Annotated in this window: 19 protein-coding genes; 2 read left to right on the top strand and 17 right to left on the bottom strand. The window is 63.6% G+C overall.

Annotated elements, in window-relative coordinates; translation table 11 throughout:
* The first annotated feature begins 212 nt into the window (after nt 1–212).
* A complete protein-coding gene (locus tag AC6IZO_RS15615) occupies nt 213–1,259 on the top strand; it encodes a zinc-dependent alcohol dehydrogenase family protein (protein WP_497806264.1) in 1,047 nt (348 codons plus the stop codon).
* A gap of 77 nt (nt 1,260–1,336) precedes the next feature.
* Here the strand turns inward: AC6IZO_RS15615 and AC6IZO_RS15610 are convergent, their stop codons facing one another.
* The 3 genes from AC6IZO_RS15610 to AC6IZO_RS15600 form a co-directional block, all read right to left on the bottom strand.
* Nucleotides 1,337–2,317 carry a YihY/virulence factor BrkB family protein gene (locus AC6IZO_RS15610; RefSeq protein ID WP_497806262.1) on the bottom strand — a complete coding sequence of 327 codons (981 nt, stop codon included), beginning with the start codon at nt 2,315–2,317 and terminating at the stop codon, nt 1,337–1,339.
* A gap of 135 nt (nt 2,318–2,452) precedes the next feature.
* Complete coding sequence (locus tag AC6IZO_RS15605; protein ID WP_497806260.1) at nt 2,453–3,025, bottom strand: HNH endonuclease; 573 nt, start codon at nt 3,023–3,025, stop codon at nt 2,453–2,455.
* A gap of 2 nt (nt 3,026–3,027) precedes the next feature.
* Nucleotides 3,028–3,852 (bottom strand): ComF family protein, encoded by an 825-nt coding sequence (locus AC6IZO_RS15600; RefSeq protein WP_497806258.1) that lies wholly within the window; start codon nt 3,850–3,852, stop codon nt 3,028–3,030.
* Between the two features lie 413 nt (nt 3,853–4,265).
* Here AC6IZO_RS15600 and AC6IZO_RS15595 point away from each other — a divergent pair, with 413 nt between their 5' ends.
* Entirely contained in the window at nt 4,266–6,290 is a 2,025-nt protein-coding gene (locus AC6IZO_RS15595) for an OPT family oligopeptide transporter (RefSeq protein WP_497806256.1), read from the top strand.
* A 183-nt stretch (nt 6,291–6,473) separates the two neighbouring features.
* Here AC6IZO_RS15595 and AC6IZO_RS15590 read toward each other — a convergent pair whose 3' ends face one another.
* From AC6IZO_RS15590 to infB, 14 genes are all read right to left on the bottom strand, one after another.
* Nucleotides 6,474–6,650, bottom strand: coding sequence for a hypothetical protein (locus AC6IZO_RS15590; protein WP_497806254.1), 177 nt, complete (start codon nt 6,648–6,650; stop codon nt 6,474–6,476).
* The gene (locus AC6IZO_RS15585) at nt 6,650–7,069 is read right to left on the bottom strand and encodes a DUF6677 family protein (RefSeq protein ID WP_497806252.1); all 420 of its coding nucleotides are present in this window, start codon (nt 7,067–7,069) and stop codon (nt 6,650–6,652) included. Before AC6IZO_RS15585 ends, AC6IZO_RS15590 begins: the two co-directional genes overlap by 1 nt.
* Nucleotides 7,070–7,076: 7 nt before the next feature.
* On the bottom strand, nt 7,077–8,240 hold the full coding sequence (locus AC6IZO_RS15580; RefSeq protein WP_497806251.1) for a M24 family metallopeptidase: 1,164 nt from the start codon (nt 8,238–8,240) through the stop codon (nt 7,077–7,079).
* 82 nt (nt 8,241–8,322) lie between these two features.
* Nucleotides 8,323–9,039, bottom strand: a complete 717-nt coding sequence (locus AC6IZO_RS15575) for a DNA alkylation repair protein (RefSeq protein ID WP_497806250.1) — start codon at nt 9,037–9,039, stop codon at nt 8,323–8,325.
* A complete protein-coding gene (locus AC6IZO_RS15570; RefSeq protein ID WP_497806248.1) occupies nt 9,039–10,310 on the bottom strand; it encodes an MFS transporter in 1,272 nt (423 codons plus the stop codon). Before AC6IZO_RS15570 ends, AC6IZO_RS15575 begins: the two co-directional genes overlap by 1 nt.
* Nucleotides 10,311–10,324: 14 nt before the next feature.
* Nucleotides 10,325–10,612 carry a DUF167 domain-containing protein gene (locus AC6IZO_RS15565; protein WP_497806246.1) on the bottom strand — a complete coding sequence of 96 codons (288 nt, stop codon included), beginning with the start codon at nt 10,610–10,612 and terminating at the stop codon, nt 10,325–10,327.
* The gene (locus AC6IZO_RS15560; protein WP_497806244.1) at nt 10,609–11,325 is read right to left on the bottom strand and encodes a YggS family pyridoxal phosphate-dependent enzyme; all 717 of its coding nucleotides are present in this window, start codon (nt 11,323–11,325) and stop codon (nt 10,609–10,611) included. Before AC6IZO_RS15560 ends, AC6IZO_RS15565 begins: the two co-directional genes overlap by 4 nt.
* 49 nt (nt 11,326–11,374) lie before the next feature.
* Complete coding sequence (locus AC6IZO_RS15555) at nt 11,375–12,268, bottom strand: GNAT family N-acetyltransferase (RefSeq protein WP_497806242.1); 894 nt, start codon at nt 12,266–12,268, stop codon at nt 11,375–11,377.
* Nucleotides 12,269–12,476: 208 nt separating this feature from the next.
* Nucleotides 12,477–14,102: an ArnT family glycosyltransferase gene (locus tag AC6IZO_RS15550; RefSeq protein ID WP_497806240.1), complete on the bottom strand. Its 1,626-nt coding sequence runs from the start codon at nt 14,100–14,102 to the stop codon at nt 12,477–12,479.
* Between the two features lie 59 nt (nt 14,103–14,161).
* On the bottom strand, nt 14,162–14,416 hold the full coding sequence (locus AC6IZO_RS15545; protein WP_497806238.1) for a CBU_0592 family membrane protein: 255 nt from the start codon (nt 14,414–14,416) through the stop codon (nt 14,162–14,164).
* A gap of 53 nt (nt 14,417–14,469) precedes the next feature.
* Complete coding sequence (locus AC6IZO_RS15540) at nt 14,470–15,426, bottom strand: DHH family phosphoesterase (protein WP_497806237.1); 957 nt, start codon at nt 15,424–15,426, stop codon at nt 14,470–14,472.
* 58 nt (nt 15,427–15,484) lie between these two features.
* On the bottom strand, nt 15,485–15,853 hold the full coding sequence (rbfA, locus tag AC6IZO_RS15535) for a 30S ribosome-binding factor RbfA (RefSeq protein ID WP_497806236.1): 369 nt from the start codon (nt 15,851–15,853) through the stop codon (nt 15,485–15,487).
* A gap of 138 nt (nt 15,854–15,991) precedes the next feature.
* Nucleotides 15,992–16,282: a DUF503 domain-containing protein gene (locus tag AC6IZO_RS15530; protein ID WP_497806234.1), complete on the bottom strand. Its 291-nt coding sequence runs from the start codon at nt 16,280–16,282 to the stop codon at nt 15,992–15,994.
* Between the two features lie 66 nt (nt 16,283–16,348).
* Nucleotides 16,349–19,387: a translation initiation factor IF-2 gene (gene infB, locus AC6IZO_RS15525; protein WP_497806233.1), complete on the bottom strand. Its 3,039-nt coding sequence runs from the start codon at nt 19,385–19,387 to the stop codon at nt 16,349–16,351.
* Nucleotides 19,388–19,424: the final 37 nt, after the last annotated feature.

The raw sequence follows: 19,424 nt of genomic DNA, 5'->3' as shown, positions 1-19,424 counted from the left end.
CCGGTGGGCGCTGCGGTTGCGGCGCCCATTTTTCTTGCAGCAATGTGGAAACAAGCGCACGCTTAGTGGAGTGAATGGCACACAGACATGGCACGAACGTACCAAAGTGCGCGCCCTTTCGCGCCGTGTGTGCACATCTTTGCTTCCGTAAGGGGCCCTTGACCATCTAATCTAGAGAAGATCACTTCACGGAAAGAAGGTCCTCGCACAAGATGAGTTCCTCTCTCGCGTTCGCCCCCACGGCGCATGCCGTGCGCCTCTCGGGCGAATTCGGAATCTCAAATCTCACCGTTGATGAAGTCCCCACTCCGCAGCCCGGCCCCGGACAAGTTCTGGTCGCCATCAAGGCCGCGTCGCTGAACTACCGCGACGTGCTGATGGTGAAGGGCCTGTATAACCCGCGCGTGCAGAAGCCGCTGATTGTCGGCTCCGACGGTGCGGGCGACGTGGTTGCCGTGGGCGACGGAGTCTCACGCTTCAAGCCCGGCGACCGCGTGGTTGCCAACTTCTTCCAGAAATGGGTGTACGGCCGCCTCACCCGCGCCGGCAGTGACAGCGCGCTCGGCGGCTCCATTGACGGCACGCTGACGACCTATCAGGTCTTCGACGAAGCCGGTTTGCTCGCCATTCCCGCGCACCTCGACTACCTTGAGGCCGCCACTCTGCCCTGCGCCGCGCTGACCGCCTGGAATGCTCTGGTCAACTCCGCGCACGTGCAGGCCGGTGACACGGTCGTGCTGCTCGGCACCGGCGGCGTTTCAATCTTCGCGCTGCAGTTTGCCAAGTTGAGCGGCGCACGCGTCATCATCACCAGCAGCAGCGACGCCAAGCTGGCCCGCGCCCGCACGCTCGGCGCCGACGAGACGATCAACTACAAGCAGACGCCGGATTGGGAAAAGGAAGTCTACCGGCTCACCAACAAGCAGGGTGCGGATATCGTTGTGGAAGTGGGTGGCGCCGGCACCTTGCAGCGCTCGCTCAAGGCGGTGCGTCCCGGCGGATTCGTCGGCCTGATCGGGGTGCTCAGTGGCATTGAGCAGCCGATGAACATCGGCCCCATCCTGCACAACAACGTTCACCTGCAGGGCATTTATGTCGGCTCGGTGGCAATGTTCGAGGACATGAATCGCGCCATCGGCTTCCACAAGGTGAAGCCGGAGATCGATCGCGTCTTCGGCATGAGCCAGACCAAGGAAGCACTGGCTTACATGGAGAGCGGACAGCACTTCGGCAAGATTGTGCTGGACACGATGCGGTAGATCGCGACTCAACTTCGCGCAAGACAGCAAAGGCGCCGGAATCTCCGGCGCCTTTCGCATTTCTATTTGAACTTTCTCTAGCTGGCGGCTTCGACCTTCTCTGGCTTCGGCTCAGGTGCGGGCGCAGACTTCGGCACCTGGCCGACAGCGGACAGATGTGCGCCGCCCAGCATCAGCAGGCCGCAGACGTAGGACCAGAAGATGAGCGTGACCGAGACAGAAAATGGCCCGTAAGTCTCCTTGAAGTCAAGCAGCGGCAGGCACCAGACGAAGATCTGCCGCGCAATCTCAAAGACCACGCCGGTGATGATCGAGGCAGGGAGCACGGCCATCGGAGGAATCTTGGAGTTGGGCAGCAGCCAGTAGATGAGGAAGAACACGAGCACGCTCGCCACGAGCGCAAAGGCTTTCATCGCAATATAGGCGATGCCGCCGTTGATGTTGCCGATGAGGCTTCCAATAAATCCGGCGCCGACGTGATCGTTCACCAGCCCGGCAACGTGCGTGGCCGGGGCCAGCACCACGGCCGTGCCCATGATGGAGAGCATGATGAGCGTGGCGCAGCCGAGCGCCAATCCGAGCGAAACCACCTGGTTCATCAGGTAGGAGCGGTCGCTCTTGCTCTGCCAGATGCGGTTCAGCGCCACCTCCAGCGGCAGAAAGACGCCGGTGCAGGTGATGAACAACATGATGCAGGAAAACAGTCCGACCTTGAAGTTCGACGCCTTGTCGAAGACCACCGAGTAGATGAACTTCTGGTTGCTCGGCAGATAGGCCACGATCAGATTCTGCATGGCGCGGCGCATGTAGTCCGAGTGCAGCACCTTGGTCGAGATGGTGGCCATCAGCACCAGTGCCGGGAAGAACGCGAGGATGGCGTTGGCCGCCACCGAGAAAGCGTAGGTGTGCACCTCGGTCTCGGTCATGTACTTCAACGTGGAGAGGCCGTGCGTCTTGAGCGTGCCGAATAACGACTTCCGCACCCAACGCCCCAGCGAGGGTGGTTCGGTCGGGGCCGGTGCCGCGGCACTCGCGGCGGGATTGGATGGCGTGGACATGATGCTTTTATCGTAGCACCCGGCAAGGCCGCATTTCATGCGGGCGCGAGTGACTTTCGACGAGGTTGGCTGGATTCCGGACAGGCGCAGTGGAGCGGGGCTGCGACTGCGATCGCAGCCCCGCAAAATAGAGGATTAGAAGTACAGGTACTTACGCCACTTGGCGTCCGAACGGCCCATCATGCGCATGATGTGGCGGCTGGTGTGCAAACTGAAGGGCTTGGGCTCGCGCAGGGGCTTCATCCCGCACTCCCAGGTAAACGCATTGCCCTTCTTCCGGTTGCACTCGTGGCAGCAGGCAACCAGATTTTCCCAGCTTGAGGTTCCACCGCGCGAACGCGGCAGCACGTGGTCCAGCGTCAACTCGCTGGCGGGCAGCACCACGCCGCAGTACTGGCAGGTGTTGCGGTCGCGCAGCAGGATGTTCTTGCGCGAGAGCGCGCGTGTCTGGTGCGGAATGCGCCGGTATTCGAGCAGGCGAATGACGCTGGGGACGCGCATGGCCACCCTGGTGGAGTGCAGGAAGTGCCCGTTGATCTCTTCGGTCTGGGCGACGCCCTTCAGCACCAGCACAATCGCCCGGCGCGCGGCGCAGACGTTGATCGGTTCATAGGAGGCATTCAGTACCAGGACAGGCGCGTGCATGGCGGTGTAGACCATGTCGCCCCCCGCCTGGTGATAACTGCGAAACGCTCTGTGACTCTCCATGTTCAGGCTCCGTTGTGGGCCGCCCGCGTCGCGTCGGCACTGTCCGGCAGCGTCGAAGCGGTCAGTTCCTCTTGCATCGGTTTGCGAATGAGTTCGGATTCATGCTTTGGGTTCACTTGCATGGCGCGCGCGGCGGTGGCCACGCACACCTTTCTGGCGCCTGCGCGCAGCAGCACGCGCGAGCACTCGGAAACCGTTGCGCCGGTGGTGAGCACGTCATCCACCAGCAGAATTTCGCGATCCTTGACGCGCTCGGGCGCCGCCACGCGGAAGGCACCCTTCATCTGCGCCATGCGCTGATCCAGCCGGAGGCCGAACTGCGCCTCCGTAGGACGGCGGCGGATGAGCGCAACCGTCTCCAGCCGGACGCGGCGTCCCAGCGCGCCGGTCAGTCCGCTGCGCGCCTCTTCGGCAATGCGCTCGGCCTGGTTAAAGCCGCGCTCGTGGTAGCGTGCCTTGTGCAGCGGCACGGGGATCAGCAGAACTTCGTCGCTTTCAAACTCATTGGCCAGCGCCACCGCGGCCGAGGCCGTCAGGCGGCCCAGCACACCGGCCGCCGGGCGCACGCGCTGATACTTCAGCAGGTGCACCAGTTCGCGCAGCACGCCTCCATAGGGGGCATAGGCCACGGCGCGCTCAAAGTGGCGCTCGGTGCGGGCGCACTCAACGCAAAGCGGGCCGGCCTCACGCTCGGCGAGCGCGTCGGAGCATTTCTGGCAGCGTGGGATGTCCGTGGGGGCGAGCAAACTCAGGCAGGAGGGACAGACAGGGAGTCGTGAAAAATTGCCCAGTGGTGCGTGGCAGATGCGGCAATCGGAGGGGAACAAGACCGCAAGAAGGCTTCCGGCCGCACCGCCCAAAATTTGGACGGCAAGCGGACTTCGGTGTACGGCATGAACACCGGTTCGCCGGATTCTGTCTCCAGGACTGCTGAAGACGCGCCTCCTTCCCGCTGGCGGAGCGTCGCCCAGTTGCGACGGACGTTCACGGGAACTGCCCTAAGTATAAGGTTTCCGCCGGGCAGCCGCAACGAACATCGCCGAAGCTGCGGTAAAACACCGCCGGTGACACCCCAAAGGGCCGTAAACTGCTGTCCGTAAGTGCCCCGTTAGTGTCACAATAGCAGCACGCAACCGGCGCAAGGTTACGCTTGTATGAAACTCTTACCGCATGCTAACTTGCGCCTTCCGGGATTCCCCACAGGAGCACCATAGAGGACTTCATGAGTTCGCAACCCAGAGTGCATAAACCATACGTTCCCGCCAACATGCCCATGACCGAGTTCACGGGCCGCGCCATTGTCCTCGGACTTTTCATGACCGCCCTGCTGGGAGCGGCCAACGCGTACCTTGGCCTGAGAGCCGGTATGACGATTGCCGCCACGTATCCGGCGGCCGTTATCGGCATGTCCCTGCTGCGCGTGATGAAAGGCTCGCTGCTGGAAGAGAACATGGCCCGTACCGTCGGCTCCATCGGTGAGTCGGTGGCGGCTGGCGCCGTGTTCACCATCCCGGCCTTCGTCATGGCCGGCATCTGGAATGGGCTGACACCGGACCACTACTGGAACTCGGTGGTGTTGATGGTGATCGGCGGCCTGTTGGGCATTCTGTTCGTCACGCTGCTGCGCCGCGTGATGGTGGAAGACCCAGAGCTGCCCTTCCCTGAATCGGTTGCCGCCTCTGAAATTCACAAAGCCGGTCAGCAAGGCTCGAAGGCCGCGAAGATCCTGTTCAGCAACATGGGCTTCGGTGGCCTGCTCTATCTGCTCGGCCAGCTCAACGTCTTCAATCCGAGCAACGTCTTCAATGTCACCATTGGCGACGTGGGCAAGAAGCTGCTGCTGCGCACCAGCACCAAGCCGGAAGTGGCCACCACTATCACCGGCGGCGCTACCACGTTCGCCGCGCCGGACATCAGCCCGGCCTACCTCGGCGTTGGCTACATCATTGGCCCTCGCCTTGGCGCGCTGAACTTTGCCGGTGGCGTGCTCGCCTGGGGCCTGCTGGTTCCGCTTCTTACCTATGTCCTTGGCCCCTACGTGCAGGCCGCGCAGGTCGCCGCCGGACAGCCTTCGATCCCGTGGCCCACACTGGCCGGTGCCATCTACTTCTCCATCGTGCGCCCCATCGCTGTGGGCGGCATGCTGGTGGGCGCCAGCTACACGCTGTTCAAGATGCGTAAGCAGCTGGGCGCCGGAATTGCCCGCGCCGTCAGCGATCTGAAGAAGTCGACCGAGGCTCATGAAGCCGCCGACCGCACCGAGCAGGACCTGAGCGCGAAGCTGGTCTTCGTCGGCGTGGCCGTGGTGCTGCTGGCCATGATCGGCCTCTACTGGTACTTCATCCACGGGGCCGGCAACCTGTCGGGCTCCACGGTGATTACCGGCGCGGTGGTTGCCGCAGTGGTCATGATCATCCTTGGCTTCTTCTTTGCCGCCGTCAGCGGCAACCTGGTCGGCATGATCGGCTCCAGCAACAACCCGATCAGCGGACTTACGCTGTGCACGCTGGTGATTGCCGCGCTGCTGATGGTGGCGCTCGGCGTCTCCGGTATTGGCGGCGTGGCCGCCGTGCTGGGCGTGGCCGCCGTGGTCTGCGTCTCCTCGGCCGTCGCAGGTGAAATGCTGCAGGACCTGAAGGTTGGCCACATCCTCGGCGGTACCCCCAAGCGCATGCAGGTGGGCGACGTCATGGGCGTGATCGTGGCTTCGCTGGTGCTGTTCTTCCCGCTGATGGTGCTCGACAAGGCCTATCACTTCGGCAGCGACAAGCTGCCGGCGCCGCAGGCCGGCCTGATGGCCATGCTCTCCAAGGGCATCGTCAACCATGACATGGCGTGGCCGCTGGTGATCGTCGGCATCCTGATGGGTATCGCGCTCATCATGATCGAGGTCAAAAGCCCCATGCTGTTCTCGGTCGGCATGTACCTGCCGCTGGGCACCACGTTCGCCATCTTCGTCGGCGGCCTCATCCGTTGGGCCACCGACAAGCTGCGCGACAACGGCAAGCTGAACGACGCGCAGAAGGCGCGCGTGGACAACGCCGGAGTGCTCACCGCCAGCGGCCTGATCGCGGGCGAAGCGCTCTGCGGCTTGGTCGTCGCGGCCATCGTCGGCTCGCGCGGCAGCATGTTCACCGTGATGGAGAAGGCTCCCTGGGTGACCGCTGTGATCGCCCTCGTTGCCCTAGCTGTGCTGATGGTGAAGCTGCCGCTGGCCAACGCCGGAGATCCCGACGAGCCGGCGCCGCCGACCGCCATCATGTAACAGGCAGTTCAACCGAAACACGAAAGGCGCTCTTCGGAGCGCCTTTCTTCATGCCTGCAAACAGCCAAGCGTGGCAACACGACAGCAAACAGAAAGCCCCGCGTGCCATCAGGCTTACGCGGGGCTTTGAACTATCGTCTGCGTTCCACTCGCGGCACGCACGTGGCGCCGCCATGAACGCGGTTACCGCTTCATGAAGTAGAGCGCCCAACTGGCGATGATGAGTCCGCCCATGAACCAGGCGAAGCAGTAGGCGCCGTACTTGGCCATCTCGCGCGGCGTGTTGCGCTGCGTGATGCCGAAGACGATGGAGGCGCAGATGCTGAAGACGAGCGCGGCGGAAAAGTGTGACAGTTCCATTATTGCTTCTTTCCGATGGCGATGTGGTAAGCGTCAATCATGCAGACCAGGTTGAGCAGACCGGCGACGACGATGAACTTGGTGCCGTAGTCACCCACGGCGCGCTGCACCTGTCCGGTACCCCAGTCGAGCGAGCGCGCCAGGAAGTAAAGCCCCCCGGTGCAGAAGTCGCCGACAAAGCTGAGCACGTCGATCAGGTCATTAAAGCTGGTGCCGTAGATTTTGCCCTGCATGGCCTTGCCCATGAAGAACATGGACAGCACCGAAACCATGATGAGCAGTCCGCGCACCCAGCGCTTCTGGATGAGGTGGCCGCCGCCGGGGATGATCCATCCCGCGGCCAGCGCCAGCATGCTCATCGTGTTCGGCGGAAACTGCTCCTCCACCGCGTTCTTAGCTGCGTTCGTCTCTTTCGCCATAACCTGCCTAAACCAGCACCAGCGCATCCTGAATGCGCCCGGTCACTTCGGCCGCGCCGTTGCGGATCAGCACATCGACCTCGCTGCGGATGCCGAACTCGGGAAGATAAATTCCCGGCTCTACTGAGAATAACGTATTTGGCAGAATCTCGCGGACGTCCTGCGTCTCCAGGTTGTCCATGTTGGCGCCATTGCCGTGGACGCTGGTGCCGATGGAGTGTCCGGTACGGTGCACAAAGTAGTCGCCGTAACCGGCTTTGGCGATGACGCCGCGCGTGGCGTCGTCCACCTGCCAGCCCTCGATGCGCTGCTTGGCCGCAAAGGCGTTCTTGGCCTCCGCAATGCCCGCATTGCGTGCGTCGCGCACGATGTTGAAGATTTCGACGTGGCGCTTGCTCGGCTCGCCAATGACGCCCGTCCAGGTGATGTCGTAGTAGACGGCATCCGGCTGGTCGAGCTTGGCCCACATGTCAATGAGGAGCAGGTCACCCACGCGAATGGGCTGCGAGCTTTCCTTCGTCGGGCCGTAGTGCGGATTGCCGGCATTGGCGTTCACGCCCACGATCGGCAGATCGTCCGTCACCAGCCCTTCGCGCTGGAAGGCCTCGCCGAGCCACTGCTGCGCCGAGAACTCGTCCCAGCCACCGCCGCGCACGCGCTGGCCCACTTCCTTCCAGGCCGCAGCCATGATGGCGTCCATCTTGTCGCGAGCCGCAAAGTGCGTGGCAATCTGCGGCTCGCTCAGCGTGGCTTCAAACTGCGAAACCAGATCGGCCGAGCTGGCCACGTCCACGCCGAAACTGCGCACCAGCTCCAGCATGCCGCCGTCTACCAGCGAGACGTACATGATCTGGTTGTTCGGCGAGTACTGCATGGCCACCTTCTTGTACGGCGACAGAATCTCACGCAGCTTGGCGTGCAATTCCTGCCACGGGCCGTAGTGCAGTTGCTTGCCCGGAAGAGCCGTCAGGTGCTTCGGCTCCACGCGATGGTTCAGCTTCACCGGCTCGCCCACGGCGGGCACCAGGTAGAACCAGCGCCGCGTAACGTGCATGTTGGCGGGCAGACCGAGAATGCTGTAGGCAATCTCGTCGCGGTGGTGATGATCGTAGAACAGCCAGGCATCAAGCTTGCGGTCGCGCAACGCGGCCTGAATGGCTTCGAGTTTCATAGGGGCTTATTGTACAGCGGAGCGGCGCGGGGCCGTTAGCGGCACGCGGGCGCGGCCTTTCCGTGGGGACGCGAAGAGCGGCTCAGCCCAGGATCTGCGTGCGCAGCGTGGAGTTCAGGGTTTCACAGCCGGTGCGCAGCACCAGCCGCGGAGCCGTGTCCTTGATCGACTTCAGCAGCGGCACGGTGAACTTGGGGTTGTACTTGGCGCCCTCGCGCAACAGCCAGCCCAAGCCCTTCTGCACCATCACGTCCTCTTCCTTCAGCAGACGGTGCGTGACCTCTTCGGTCTCCAGCTCGAACAGGCCTTCGCGCACGCCGCGTATGAGAGAGACGCAGGCGGCGCGGCGGTGCCAGCGCTCGGCCGAGCGCGACCACACCAGCGCGCGTGCCGTCCGGCGGTGTTCAAGAACCATCATTGGCCCGATCAGGTACGAGCAGAGCGCATCGTGGTCGGCCCAGGAGAGAATGCGGTCGAGCCAGCTTTCAAGCAGCTTGAAGTGCTTCGGCTCCATCTCCTTGGGGTAGCTCTCCAGCAGTTGCACGGCCAGCACGCGCTCTTCGAGCACGCGTCCGTTGAACAGGTCGTCGGAGACCTGCACGAGGTAGTCCAGCCCGGCTTCATGCCGTATGACCTTGCGGAAGCGCTTGGCCAGCGTGCGAAGCTCGGGATAGCGCCAGCCGCGCGAGGTCACCTCGTGCTGGAAGAACGCTTCAACCTCCGCCGTGTGCGGCGCGGCGGCCCCGTCAATCAGCACCTGCCGCAGATGATTCGCAATGTAGTCGACCGGCTTGGGCATTAGTGGCTCGGCTCAGCGCTCCGCAGCACCACGCGGTCGTAGACCCACAGCAACCCGGCGGTGAGCACGCCAAGCAGGCTGACGCACACCCAGATAATCTCCGGTTGGTGGCGTACCTCGCCAAAGTAGTGCATCAAACGTCCGCCGAACCAGCCGCCAATCAGCGAGCCGATGCCGATGGGCATGAAGGCGAAGCCCATGTACGTTCCCTGCTGCCCGGCCGGTGCCAGACGCGAGATGTATTCGTAGTAGCGCGGAGACTGGGTGATCTCACCGATGGCGACCATGAACAAGGTCAGGATAACCATCGGCACCGACGGGTGGAACACAAGGATGAGGAAGGCCAGCGAGGAGATCAACGCGCCCAAGGTGACGGCGCGGAATGCCGGAATCTTGCGCGTCAGGAAGCTGGCCACCATCTGCAGGGTGATGATCGTCAGCGGGCCGGTCACCAGCAGCAGTTCCGTGTCGGTCTTCGGGTTGATGTAGTCATGCACATACAGCGGCAGAATGATGAATTCCTGCCAGTAAACCACCCAGTACCCGGAGAAGATGATCAGGAACAGCATGAAACGCGGGTTGGAGAGCACCGTCCAGAAATTGGCTGCCGATTGCGCAAGCGTGGGGACAGCTTCCTCCTCCGAACGCCGGGGCTCGCGGAAGAACAGCAACACCGCGAAGAACATGAGCAGCACGCTCAAGGCAGCCACGCGGAAGACGTTCTCCACCGCGAGGTGCTGATGCACGTAGGAGGCGACGTACGGCCCGGCCGCGCCGCCAATGTTCACCAGCGTGTAGTAAATCGAGTAGCCGATGGAACGAACATTTTCCTTGGAGGCGCGCGCCGTGGTGCCCACCACGCAGGGCTTCACCAGGGAGATGCCAAGGGCAGGCAGCATCAGCACCAACGCCACCAGCAGCCCCAGCGGGAGCACGCTGCGAACCGGCCCCATCCACGGAGCGCCCAGCGAACCGAGCAGGAAGTACGCGCTGCTGAGCAGGAAGTACGCCAGCGAGAGCGACCGCCGGAACCCCATGCGGTCCGCGACCGTACCACCAAACGCCGCTAGGAACCAGACTAGGCCGCCGAACAAACCGGAAAGGCTTGCCGCCCGTTCGGTCGGGAACTGCAGCGTCTCATGCAGGTAACGCGCCAGCGAGGCGAAGGCCGCGTAGTAGGACAAGCGCTCGAACAGCTCGCTGATGTTGGCGACCCAGAATGGCCGCTCAAAGCCAGTGCGTATCTCCTGCAAACGCTGCGCAATGCTCAACGTCTCTTCCTCCGTTAATGTCCGAGCTTTTCCCGCACCTGCGCGGCCGTCAGGCCGGCGACGCGTATGACCTTGTTGCGGCCGGTTTCGCCTGCGGCAATCGTAACCGAGGAGCGCGCCACGCCCAAGAGTTTTGCGAGGAACTCGATGCAGGCCTCGTTGGCCTTGCCCTCCACGGGCGGCGCGGTCAGGGCAATCTTCACGGCCTCGCCCATTTCTCCCACCACGGCGTTGCGGCTGGCGCGCGGCTGCACGCGTATGGCGAACGACACGCCCTCGGCGCTCTCGCGGATCTGAATCACTTTGAGCTTTCCTTCGAGTAGTCCCGCGCGCCAAAGATGGCCGTGCCCACGCGCACGCAGGTCGAGCCTTCCTCGATGGCCACTTCAAAATCGTGCGACATGCCCATGGAAAGCTCGCGCAGCTTCACCGTGGGGAACTTCGCCGCCAGCTCCTCGCGCAACTCGCGCAGGCGGCGGAAGTACGGACGCGCGCCCTCGGGGTCTTCCGTGAACGGCGGCACCGTCATCAACCCGCGAAACTCAAGGTGTTCGAGGCGAGGCGCTGCCTCGAGCATCTGCGCCAACTCGGGCGAACTCTCCGCCAGCCCGCTCTTGGCTTCCTCGCCGCCAATGTTGACCTCAATGAGCACGCCGAGCCGCTTGCCCAACGCGGCAGCCGCAGCATCAAGCCGTTCTGCCAGCCGCAGGGAATCGACGCTATCGACCGCGTGGAACAACTCGGCGGCCTTGGCGGACTTGTTCGACTGCAGGTGCCCGATGAGGTGAAACTCCGCGTCCTTCAACTCGGTCAGCGGCGCAAACTTCCCGGCGAACTCCTGCACGCGGTTCTCGCCAAACAGCCGCTGCCCCGCCGCATAGGCCTCAAGGATGGCCTCCGCCGGGTGCGTCTTGCTGACAGCCATCAGCGCTACGCTGTCGGCGCTGCGCCCCGCACGCGCGGCAGCACGATCGATGCGCTCGCGAATGCGCGCAATGTTTTCAGACAGGCTCATAGTGCCAGTGTAATCAGAATCGCCGCGTAATAGAAGGATGGTGCAGCGGTCACCCTTCCCAGACAAAGGCGTCGAAGACGTGCTGCACCTGGAAGCCGAGGCGCTTATAGAGGGCCACCGCGCGCTGGTTCTGTTCGGTCACGGTCAGGCTCATCAGGTGGCCGCCGGTTGCAGCAAGAGCCACGCTGTTGGCGTGGATGAGGTGCTCGCCAATGCCCTGGCTGCGGAACTCCGGCAGCAGGCACACCTGCGTGATGTGGCCGACGTCCTCGCGGATGCGCGAGCAGAGCAGCATGCCCACGTTCTGCCGCGACTTGCGATGCACGGCGATGAACGACGACTGCGGGTCAAATGCGCCGCAGCCGGGGAAACGCACGATGTTATTTAGAAACCGCAGCGAGCCGGAGACCGACCGGTACTGGTCGTTGATGTCGCTGTCAACGTGTCCGCGATAGGCGGCGGTGATGAGTTGTGCCGCCGGCTGATAATCGCCATCCTGCCAGGTGCGCAGTTCCAGAGCCTCGGGCAGCGGACGGCTCGGCGCAGAAATTCCGCGCACGGAGGTTTCCATGAAGAAACGCGGGTAGCGGCGGAAGCCCGCCTGCAGAAATTCAGCCGCAGCTTCGCCGGAGGGATGCACCAGAAGCTGCGCTTCCACGCGGTGTATGCCCGGCGACTGCTGCAACGTGTCAATCACGGTGGTCAGCAGTTCATGCTGCACCCTGCGCCGCTCTTCGTTGCTGCGCGCCACATCCACGTACATGTCGCCGATGACGCCCTTGGCGCCCTCGTACACGTAAAAGGTGTAGCCGATGATGCGGCCGCGGTCGACCGCCGCATAGCCGGGCAGGATGCGCGCATCCATGTAGCGCAGGATCATTTCGCTCGAGCTGCGGTAATTCCAGTTCAGCTTGCGCAGCCAAATCTCCGACTCATCCTCCAAAAGAGGACGCAGGTCCGGGGACGCGAAATGTCTCAGGTCAAGGATCTCCACTGATTGCCCGCTGGTGTTCACTCGCAGTGTAACCGCGGCGCGAGCGAGCGGCAAACCCGCGTGGGTTGTGCATCCGGGTACCCCTGTGCAAGAGCGGGCGCGGTGCTGAGGTGACTTCCCCCTGCGAAATACGCCGCGCGCTACCGCCGCCTTTTCGCTACCGCGCCGCCACCGAATACAACTCAAGATGCTGCAAACGGTAATAGCCGGCAAAGGCCACAGGACGCCCGCCGAGCGCCGCCGCAAGCTGTGCGCGCTGTCCTTCGCGAATGACCACCAGGTGCGCGCTCGCAGGAATCGCGATGGTTTCGGGCTGCCCCGGCTCAATCGCCTGATAGGTGCACACGCGCTGGTTGCGGTAGAACTGCAGGCCGTATTCGAGGTCGCGCTTGACGCCGAAGACCGCAACAGTCTCGGTGTCCGGAACGCCCAGTTCGCGGATGAACTGGTTGACCGGCCGCGCCGACTGCACGGCATCGAGCGTGAAAGTCTGGGTGCGCAACACGTAACCCACGCAGAAGATCAGCACCGCAAGGGTCAGGAAGCGGACCAGCTCCCAGCCGCGGAAATAGAGGCCCAGCGCCACGACAAGAAAGACCACAGTGCCCGCCGTCGAGGCCGCCATCAGGGTCATCACGCTCGCTGGCTGCTTCAGCAGCCACGTGGGAGACATGACGGTGGCGGCCGCCAGAAGAGCCAGCACCGCCGCGTGCGAAAACGCCAGCAGCGCGCCCGGCTTCACGCCATAGCGGATGCGTCCGTGCGCCCACTCCGCGCCCAGCAGCAGCAGCGCGGGCACCGCCGGCAGAATGTAGGCTGGCAGCTTCGAGGTGGAGATGGAGAAGAACGCAATCGGCACCAGCGCCCAGATGAGCAGAAACGTCCCCAGCGCCTCATCGCCCTCTTCGGGCTTCCACTTCTGGAACTTCAGGTCGCGCACCGCGCCAATTACGCCGGAAACCGTGAAGGCCACCCATGGCAGCGTGGCCACCAGCGCCACCGGCACGTAAAACCAGAACGGCTGCTTGTGGCGGAACATGTTGGTGCCGAAGCGTGCGAGATTGTGCTCCAGCAGAAAGACACGCGCGAACTGCGGCGTGTGCAGTTGCACCAGCGCGTACCACGGAAGCGCCACCACGCAGAAGACAAGCACGCCCGGCAGCCAGAGTGATTCCAGGATGAGTCTTGGCCGGCGCAGCACAAGCGCGAACAGCACGATGATGCCCGCGGCGAGCACCGGCGCCACCGGCCCCTTTGCCAGCATGGCCACCGCATTCGCCGCGTAGAAGGCGACGAGCAGTGCGCGATGCTTGGTGCGATACCAGGCAAACCACGCCAGCAGGCTGAGCGTAAACGGCACGGTCAGCGGCATGTCTGTGGCAGAGGCGCGGGCCATGCCAAACACCATGACGCCCGAGGCCGTCATCAGCGCCATGTCCAAGCGCATGGCCGGACGGAAGCGCGAGGCGAACCAGTAGACGGCGAAGACCATCAGCGTGGCCAGCAGCGCCGAGGGCACGCGCGCAGCCCAGTCGCTGACGCCGAACACGCTGTACGACAGCATGGCTCCCCAATAGTAGAGGATGGGCTTCTCCAGCCACGGGCCGTGGTTGAGAATCGGCGTCACCCAATCGTGGCGCTCAAGCATCTCACGCGCCACCTGCGCATAGCGCGGCTCATCGGCGCCAATCAGGCCGAAGCTGCCAAGCTGATAGAAGAACAGGAAGCCGCAGATACCTGCCAGCAGCAGGAGTTCGCGGCCACGCTCACGATTGAGTTCCATGGCTGAAGTCTAACAGGCGTGCGAGGCCGGGCCGCGCCGAAATCAGCGGTGCAGGCGCGCTACTCGGTGCGCTCCGTGGGCCGGAACATGGCCCAGATGCTGATGGCCACCCAGGCAAACTCCAGGATGACGAAGCCGAGCTTGAACGGATGCAGCGCCACGTAGCCGAGGATGCCGGAGCCGATGGCGTTGAGAACGTTGTAGAGGGCGCTGCGCGGGTTCATGCGGCCGGTCTGGTGGCCAACATAGGCCACAAGAATCATCAGCGCGCCGAGGAACGAAAACATCTGGAGGGGGTCACGAAACAAATCCATGGGATACCTTTTTCTTCCGTCGCGTGGCGCGTTGCTGTCTGCGCCGCTTGCGGCTATTTCCGGGACGGAGTCTGCTTTTCGATTTCTGCCATCACCTGCGCGCGGGCGTTCTCCAGCGGGCCATCCACGGAGAGTCCGGCGGCCGCTGCGTGTCCTCCGCCGCCGAAGTGCTCGGCGACTTTGGCCACGTCAAGGTGCCCCTTGCTGCGCAGGCTGACGCGGAACCTTCCCTCCAGTGTCTCACGGAAGAAGGCCGCGGTTTCCACACACTCAATGCCGAGCGCGTAGTTCACAAGGCCCTCGCAATCCTCGTCGATGGCGCCGCAGGCGTCCATGTCGCGGCGCATCACGTGCATCGTCGCCAGCGCGCCGTGCAACTCGAGCGTGCGCATGGCCGCACCCAGCAGCTTCATCTTGCCGCTCGGATTGGCAAAGAACGTCTTGCGCGCAATCGCCACCGGGTCGGCCCCGGCGTCCACGAGGTTGCGCGCCAGTTGAAAGGTCGCCGCATCTGTGCCCGCGTAGCAGAACATGCCGGTGTCGGTCAGCACCGCCGTGTAAAGGCAGGTGGCCATCTCCGGCGTGATCTTCACTCCGGCGCGCACCACCAACTGGTAGACAAGTTCAGCCGTGGCCGAGGCGCTCGGCACCACCCAGTTGATGTCGGCAAACGCGTTCATCGTGTTGTGGTGGTCAATGCTGATGGCGTACAGCTTTTCCATGCCGGAGATGCGCGAGCGTTCCAGCCCGTCGCACTCCAGCACCAGCGCGCCATCGTAATCGCCGTTCACATGGCTGGTGGTCAGGATGTATTCGGCGCGGGGCAGCCAGCGGTAGATGCGCGGCACTGGGTCATGCAGCACCACGGTCACCTGCTTGCCGAGCGCGCGCAGCAGTTGCGCGCAGGCCAGGGCGCTGCCCACCGCATCGCCGTCCGGACGCGCATGCGAGGTCACAACCCAGCGCTCGCGGCCCTTCAGCCCCTCAAGAATTTGGTCCACCACGTCCATCGTGTTCGCTCTTGTCCCGTCTACCCCGGACGCATGCCGCAGGCGCAGACCGGGACACTTACCCCTTGTTCTTGCGCTTCTCCACCCGGTTCAGAAGCTCGTCAATGCGGGCTCCATACTTCTCCGACCGGTCGAGCTGAAACGTAATTTCCGGTGCCTTCCGCAGATCCAGGTTGGCAGCCAGTTCATGGCGCACAAAGCCGACGGAGGCCGCCAGTCCCTGCATCGTCTGCTTGGCCTCTTCTTCGCTTCCTTCCACGGTAACGTAGACCCGCATCATCTTGCCGCCCGGCATCATGGTCACCTCGGTCACCGTGACCAGGCCGATGCGCGGATCTCCCAGCTCGCCGGAGAGGATCGTGATCAGTTCTTCCCGCAGGGCCTCGTGTAAACGCTCCCGGCGGTGTTGCTGTCCGCGTGGTTCCACTTCAAACTCCATCCTTTCCCCGGCACGCTCGGCGAGCGGAGGAAAACTTATCAATCTACACCTTTGCCAAAAACTTTGCAGCGCGAGAGTGACGAAAAATCGCCCGTTTCGCTATTTCTAATCGGCACATCAGGCGGACTACTCAATGTCGCAATAGCTGTCTACGACCTCGGCGCCCACGTTGTTGGCAAGCCGCACCGCTGCCGACTCCACCTGCTTCATCAGCCCGGCCAGGTAGTCGCGCGAATCGGAAATGCTGACCACGCCGATGGTTGCCCTCTGCCACAGATCGGTCACATCCACCTCGGCCACGGCCACGTTGAAGCTCGCGCGCAGCCGGTCCTTCACACTGCGCACGGCCTGGCGCTTGTCCTTGAGCGAGTGCGCGTGCTCAATCCGCAACTCCAGCGTGAGATGAGCGATGGGCATGCCGAAAGTACCCGTACAACACAAAGGGCCTCGCCGTGGCGAAGCCCCTTGCGATTGGATTGAGTTTTACAGAACCGCCGCGACGCTCTCCTGATGGAAGGCTTCGATCACATCGCCCACCTTGAGGTCGTTGTAGTTCTGGATGCCGATACCGCACTCCATGCCGTTGGTGACTTCCTTGGCGTCGTCCTTGAAGCGCTTGAGCGAACCGATCTTGCCGCTGAAGACGACCACATTGTCGCGCAGCAGGCGGATATCGGAATCGCGCTTGATGACGCCATCGGAAACCTGGCAGCCGGCGATGGTGCCAACCTTCGGAATCTTGAAGGTGTTGAGCACCTGCGCACGTCCCAGGTAAGTCTCCTTGATCACCGGTTCCAGCAGGCCGGTCATGGCCTTCTTCATCTCGTCCTGCAGCTCGTAGATGATCGAGTGCAGACGGATGTCGACCTTTTCCTGCTCGGCCATCTCCTGCGCCTTGCGTTCCGGACGCACGTTGAAGCCGATGATGATCGCGTTGGAGGCCGAGGCCAGCAGCACGTCGGTTTCGGTGATGGCGCCCACGGAAGCGTGCAGCACCTTGACCTTGACCTTCTCCGTGCTGAGCTTGGTAAGCAGATCGCTGATGACTTCGACCGAGCCTTGCACGTCGCCCTTGAGGATGACGTCCAGCTCCTTCGAGCCTTCCTTCTTGATCTGCTCCGCCAGGCCTTCGAGCGAAACACGCGTGCTCTTGGCCAACTGCGCCTCGCGCGCCTTCGCCTCGCGGTAGTCCGCAATTTCGCGGGCCTTTTCGCGGTCGGCGACGACCACCATCTGGTCACCCGCCTGCGGCAGGCCATCCAGACCGAGAATCTCCACCGGCGTCGAAGGACCAGCCGTGTCGATGGCGCGGCCGCGGTCGTCAAACATGGCGCGAACCTTGCCGAAGACGTTGCCCACCACAAAGCTCTCGCCGTTACGCAGCGTGCCGTTCTGCACCAGCACGGTCGCCACCGGGCCGCGTCCGCGGTCCAGCTTGGCTTCCAGCACGGTGCCGCTCGCCAGGCGATCCGGCGTGGCCTTCAGGTTCTGCATGTCGGAGACCAGGCAGATCATTTCCAGCAGCAGGTTCAGGTTCGTCTTCTGCTTGGCAGAAACATCGACGAACACCGTCTCGCCGCCCCAGTCTTCCGGCATCAGTCCGCGATCGGCCAATTGCTTCTTCACGCGGTCCGGCATGGCGCCGGGTTTATCAATTTTGTTGACGGCCACGATCAAGGGCACCTTGGCAGCCTTGGCGTGGTCAATGGCTTCCAGCGTCTGCGGCATCACGCCGTCATCGGCGGCAACCACCAGAATGACGATATCGGTGACCTTGGCGCCGCGCGAACGCATGCGTGTAAAGGCCTCGTGACCCGGCGTATCCAGGAAGACGATTTCGCGGCCGTTGGCCGGAGAGTTCGGATCCGAGATGCGCACCTTGTAAGCGCCGATGTGCTGCGTAATGCCACCGGCTTCGCCGCCCGCCACATCCGTCAAACGGATGGCGTCGAGCAGGCTGGTCTTACCGTGGTCGACGTGACCCATGATGGTGACCACCGGCGGACGCACGACCTCGTTAAAGACCGTCTCGTCGTTGGCGGCCAGCGCCTCGGCTTCCAGGTCATGCTGCACCTGGTCCTCAAAGCTGACGACCGTGGTGTCAGCGCCGAACTGGCGGGCCATCTCACGAGCCAACTCCGGATCGAGCGTCTGGTTGATGGTGGCAAAGACGCCACGCGCCAGCAAACGCGCGATCAAATCCTTTGCGCGAATTTCCAGCTTCTCCGCCAGGTCCTTTACGCTCACGCCCTCGGTAATGGTGATGGAGCGCGTGATCGGCAACGGCTCGGTCGAAAGCGAGAGCCGTGGCGGCGGAACAAAGCCCTTCATAGGACCTTCCGCCCTGCCCTTGGGAGGCATGTAGCGCTGGCCCGGACGCCGCGAAGGCGCACCGGCACGCGCTCCCGGACGCGACGGTCCCGGAGGCGGCGCACCTGCGCCTGCACCCATCGGACGGCCGCCCATTCCCGGCGGACGCGAACCCGGAATCGGGTTGCTGCGCGTTGGGTGCATCGGGCGGCGTTCGCCTCCCGGTCCAGCCGGACGGTTGAAGCCCGGGCGCGAACCCGGACCACCCATGCCCGGACGCGGGCGCTGGAAGATCGGCTGTCCACGAACCGGCAGGCCCGTGCGCTGCGCCGTAGGCGGCGGCGTCGGACGTGGTGGCGGCGCGGTGTAAACCGGACGCGGCCCCGTCTGCGGCACAATCATGCGGCGGCCCGGAGGCGGCGCCAGCGGATTGAACGGCTTCGGCGTGGGCGTTGCAGCAGGCTTCTCCGCGTGCTTCTCTGCGGGCTTGGACGCAGGAGCTGCGGTCGCGGCCGGCTTTTCCGCATGCTTGGCCGGTTCCGCTGCCGGAGCAGCAGGCGCGGACTTGGCCTCGGCAGCAGGCTTCTCCGCCGGAGCTTCCGGCTTGGCCGGAGCGGCAGCAGGCTTGGCCTCCACGGCCGGAGCAACGGGCGGCTCAGGCGCGGCTGCAACCGGAGCGACGGCCTTCACCACCGGCTCCTGCGGCTGCGGCTTGGCGGCTTCCGCCTTGGCAGCGGCCTGGGCGGCAGCTTGCGCGCGCGCAGCAGCGGCGGCAGCAACCGTTTCCGGCGTAATAACGCGCGGCTTCGGCGGCACAACCACAGCGGCAGCAGGCTTCGGTGGAGTGACCACCGCCGCCGGGCGCGTCACAATCGTGCGCGGCGGTGTGGGCGGAGGAGTTGCGGGCTTGGCTGGCGTGGCTGGAGCCGACGGGTGCGTCTGCGCGGTAATCGCCTTCAGCACATCGCCGGGCTTGGAGATCTTCGACAGATCAATCTTCGGCTTGAATTCATCCGAGCCGTGTGAAGAGCCCCTGCGGCCACTGCCGCCTGAACGTTCAGTCAAGTATTTCCTTACCTTCTCTGCCTCATCAGCTTCGAGCGAACTGGAGTGGGTCTTCTTTTCGGTGACGCCAACCTTCGGCAGCACCTCAAGAATCTCCCTGCTCTTCACTTCCAGCTCACGAGCCAGATCATTGATTCGAATCTTCATTCCGCCCTTCGTTTCCTCCGTCTATTCCTGTAGCCAC

It is taken from the genome of Oryzophilus luti (assembly GCF_059726245.1).
This window is presented reverse-complemented; position numbering and strand designations above follow the sequence as displayed.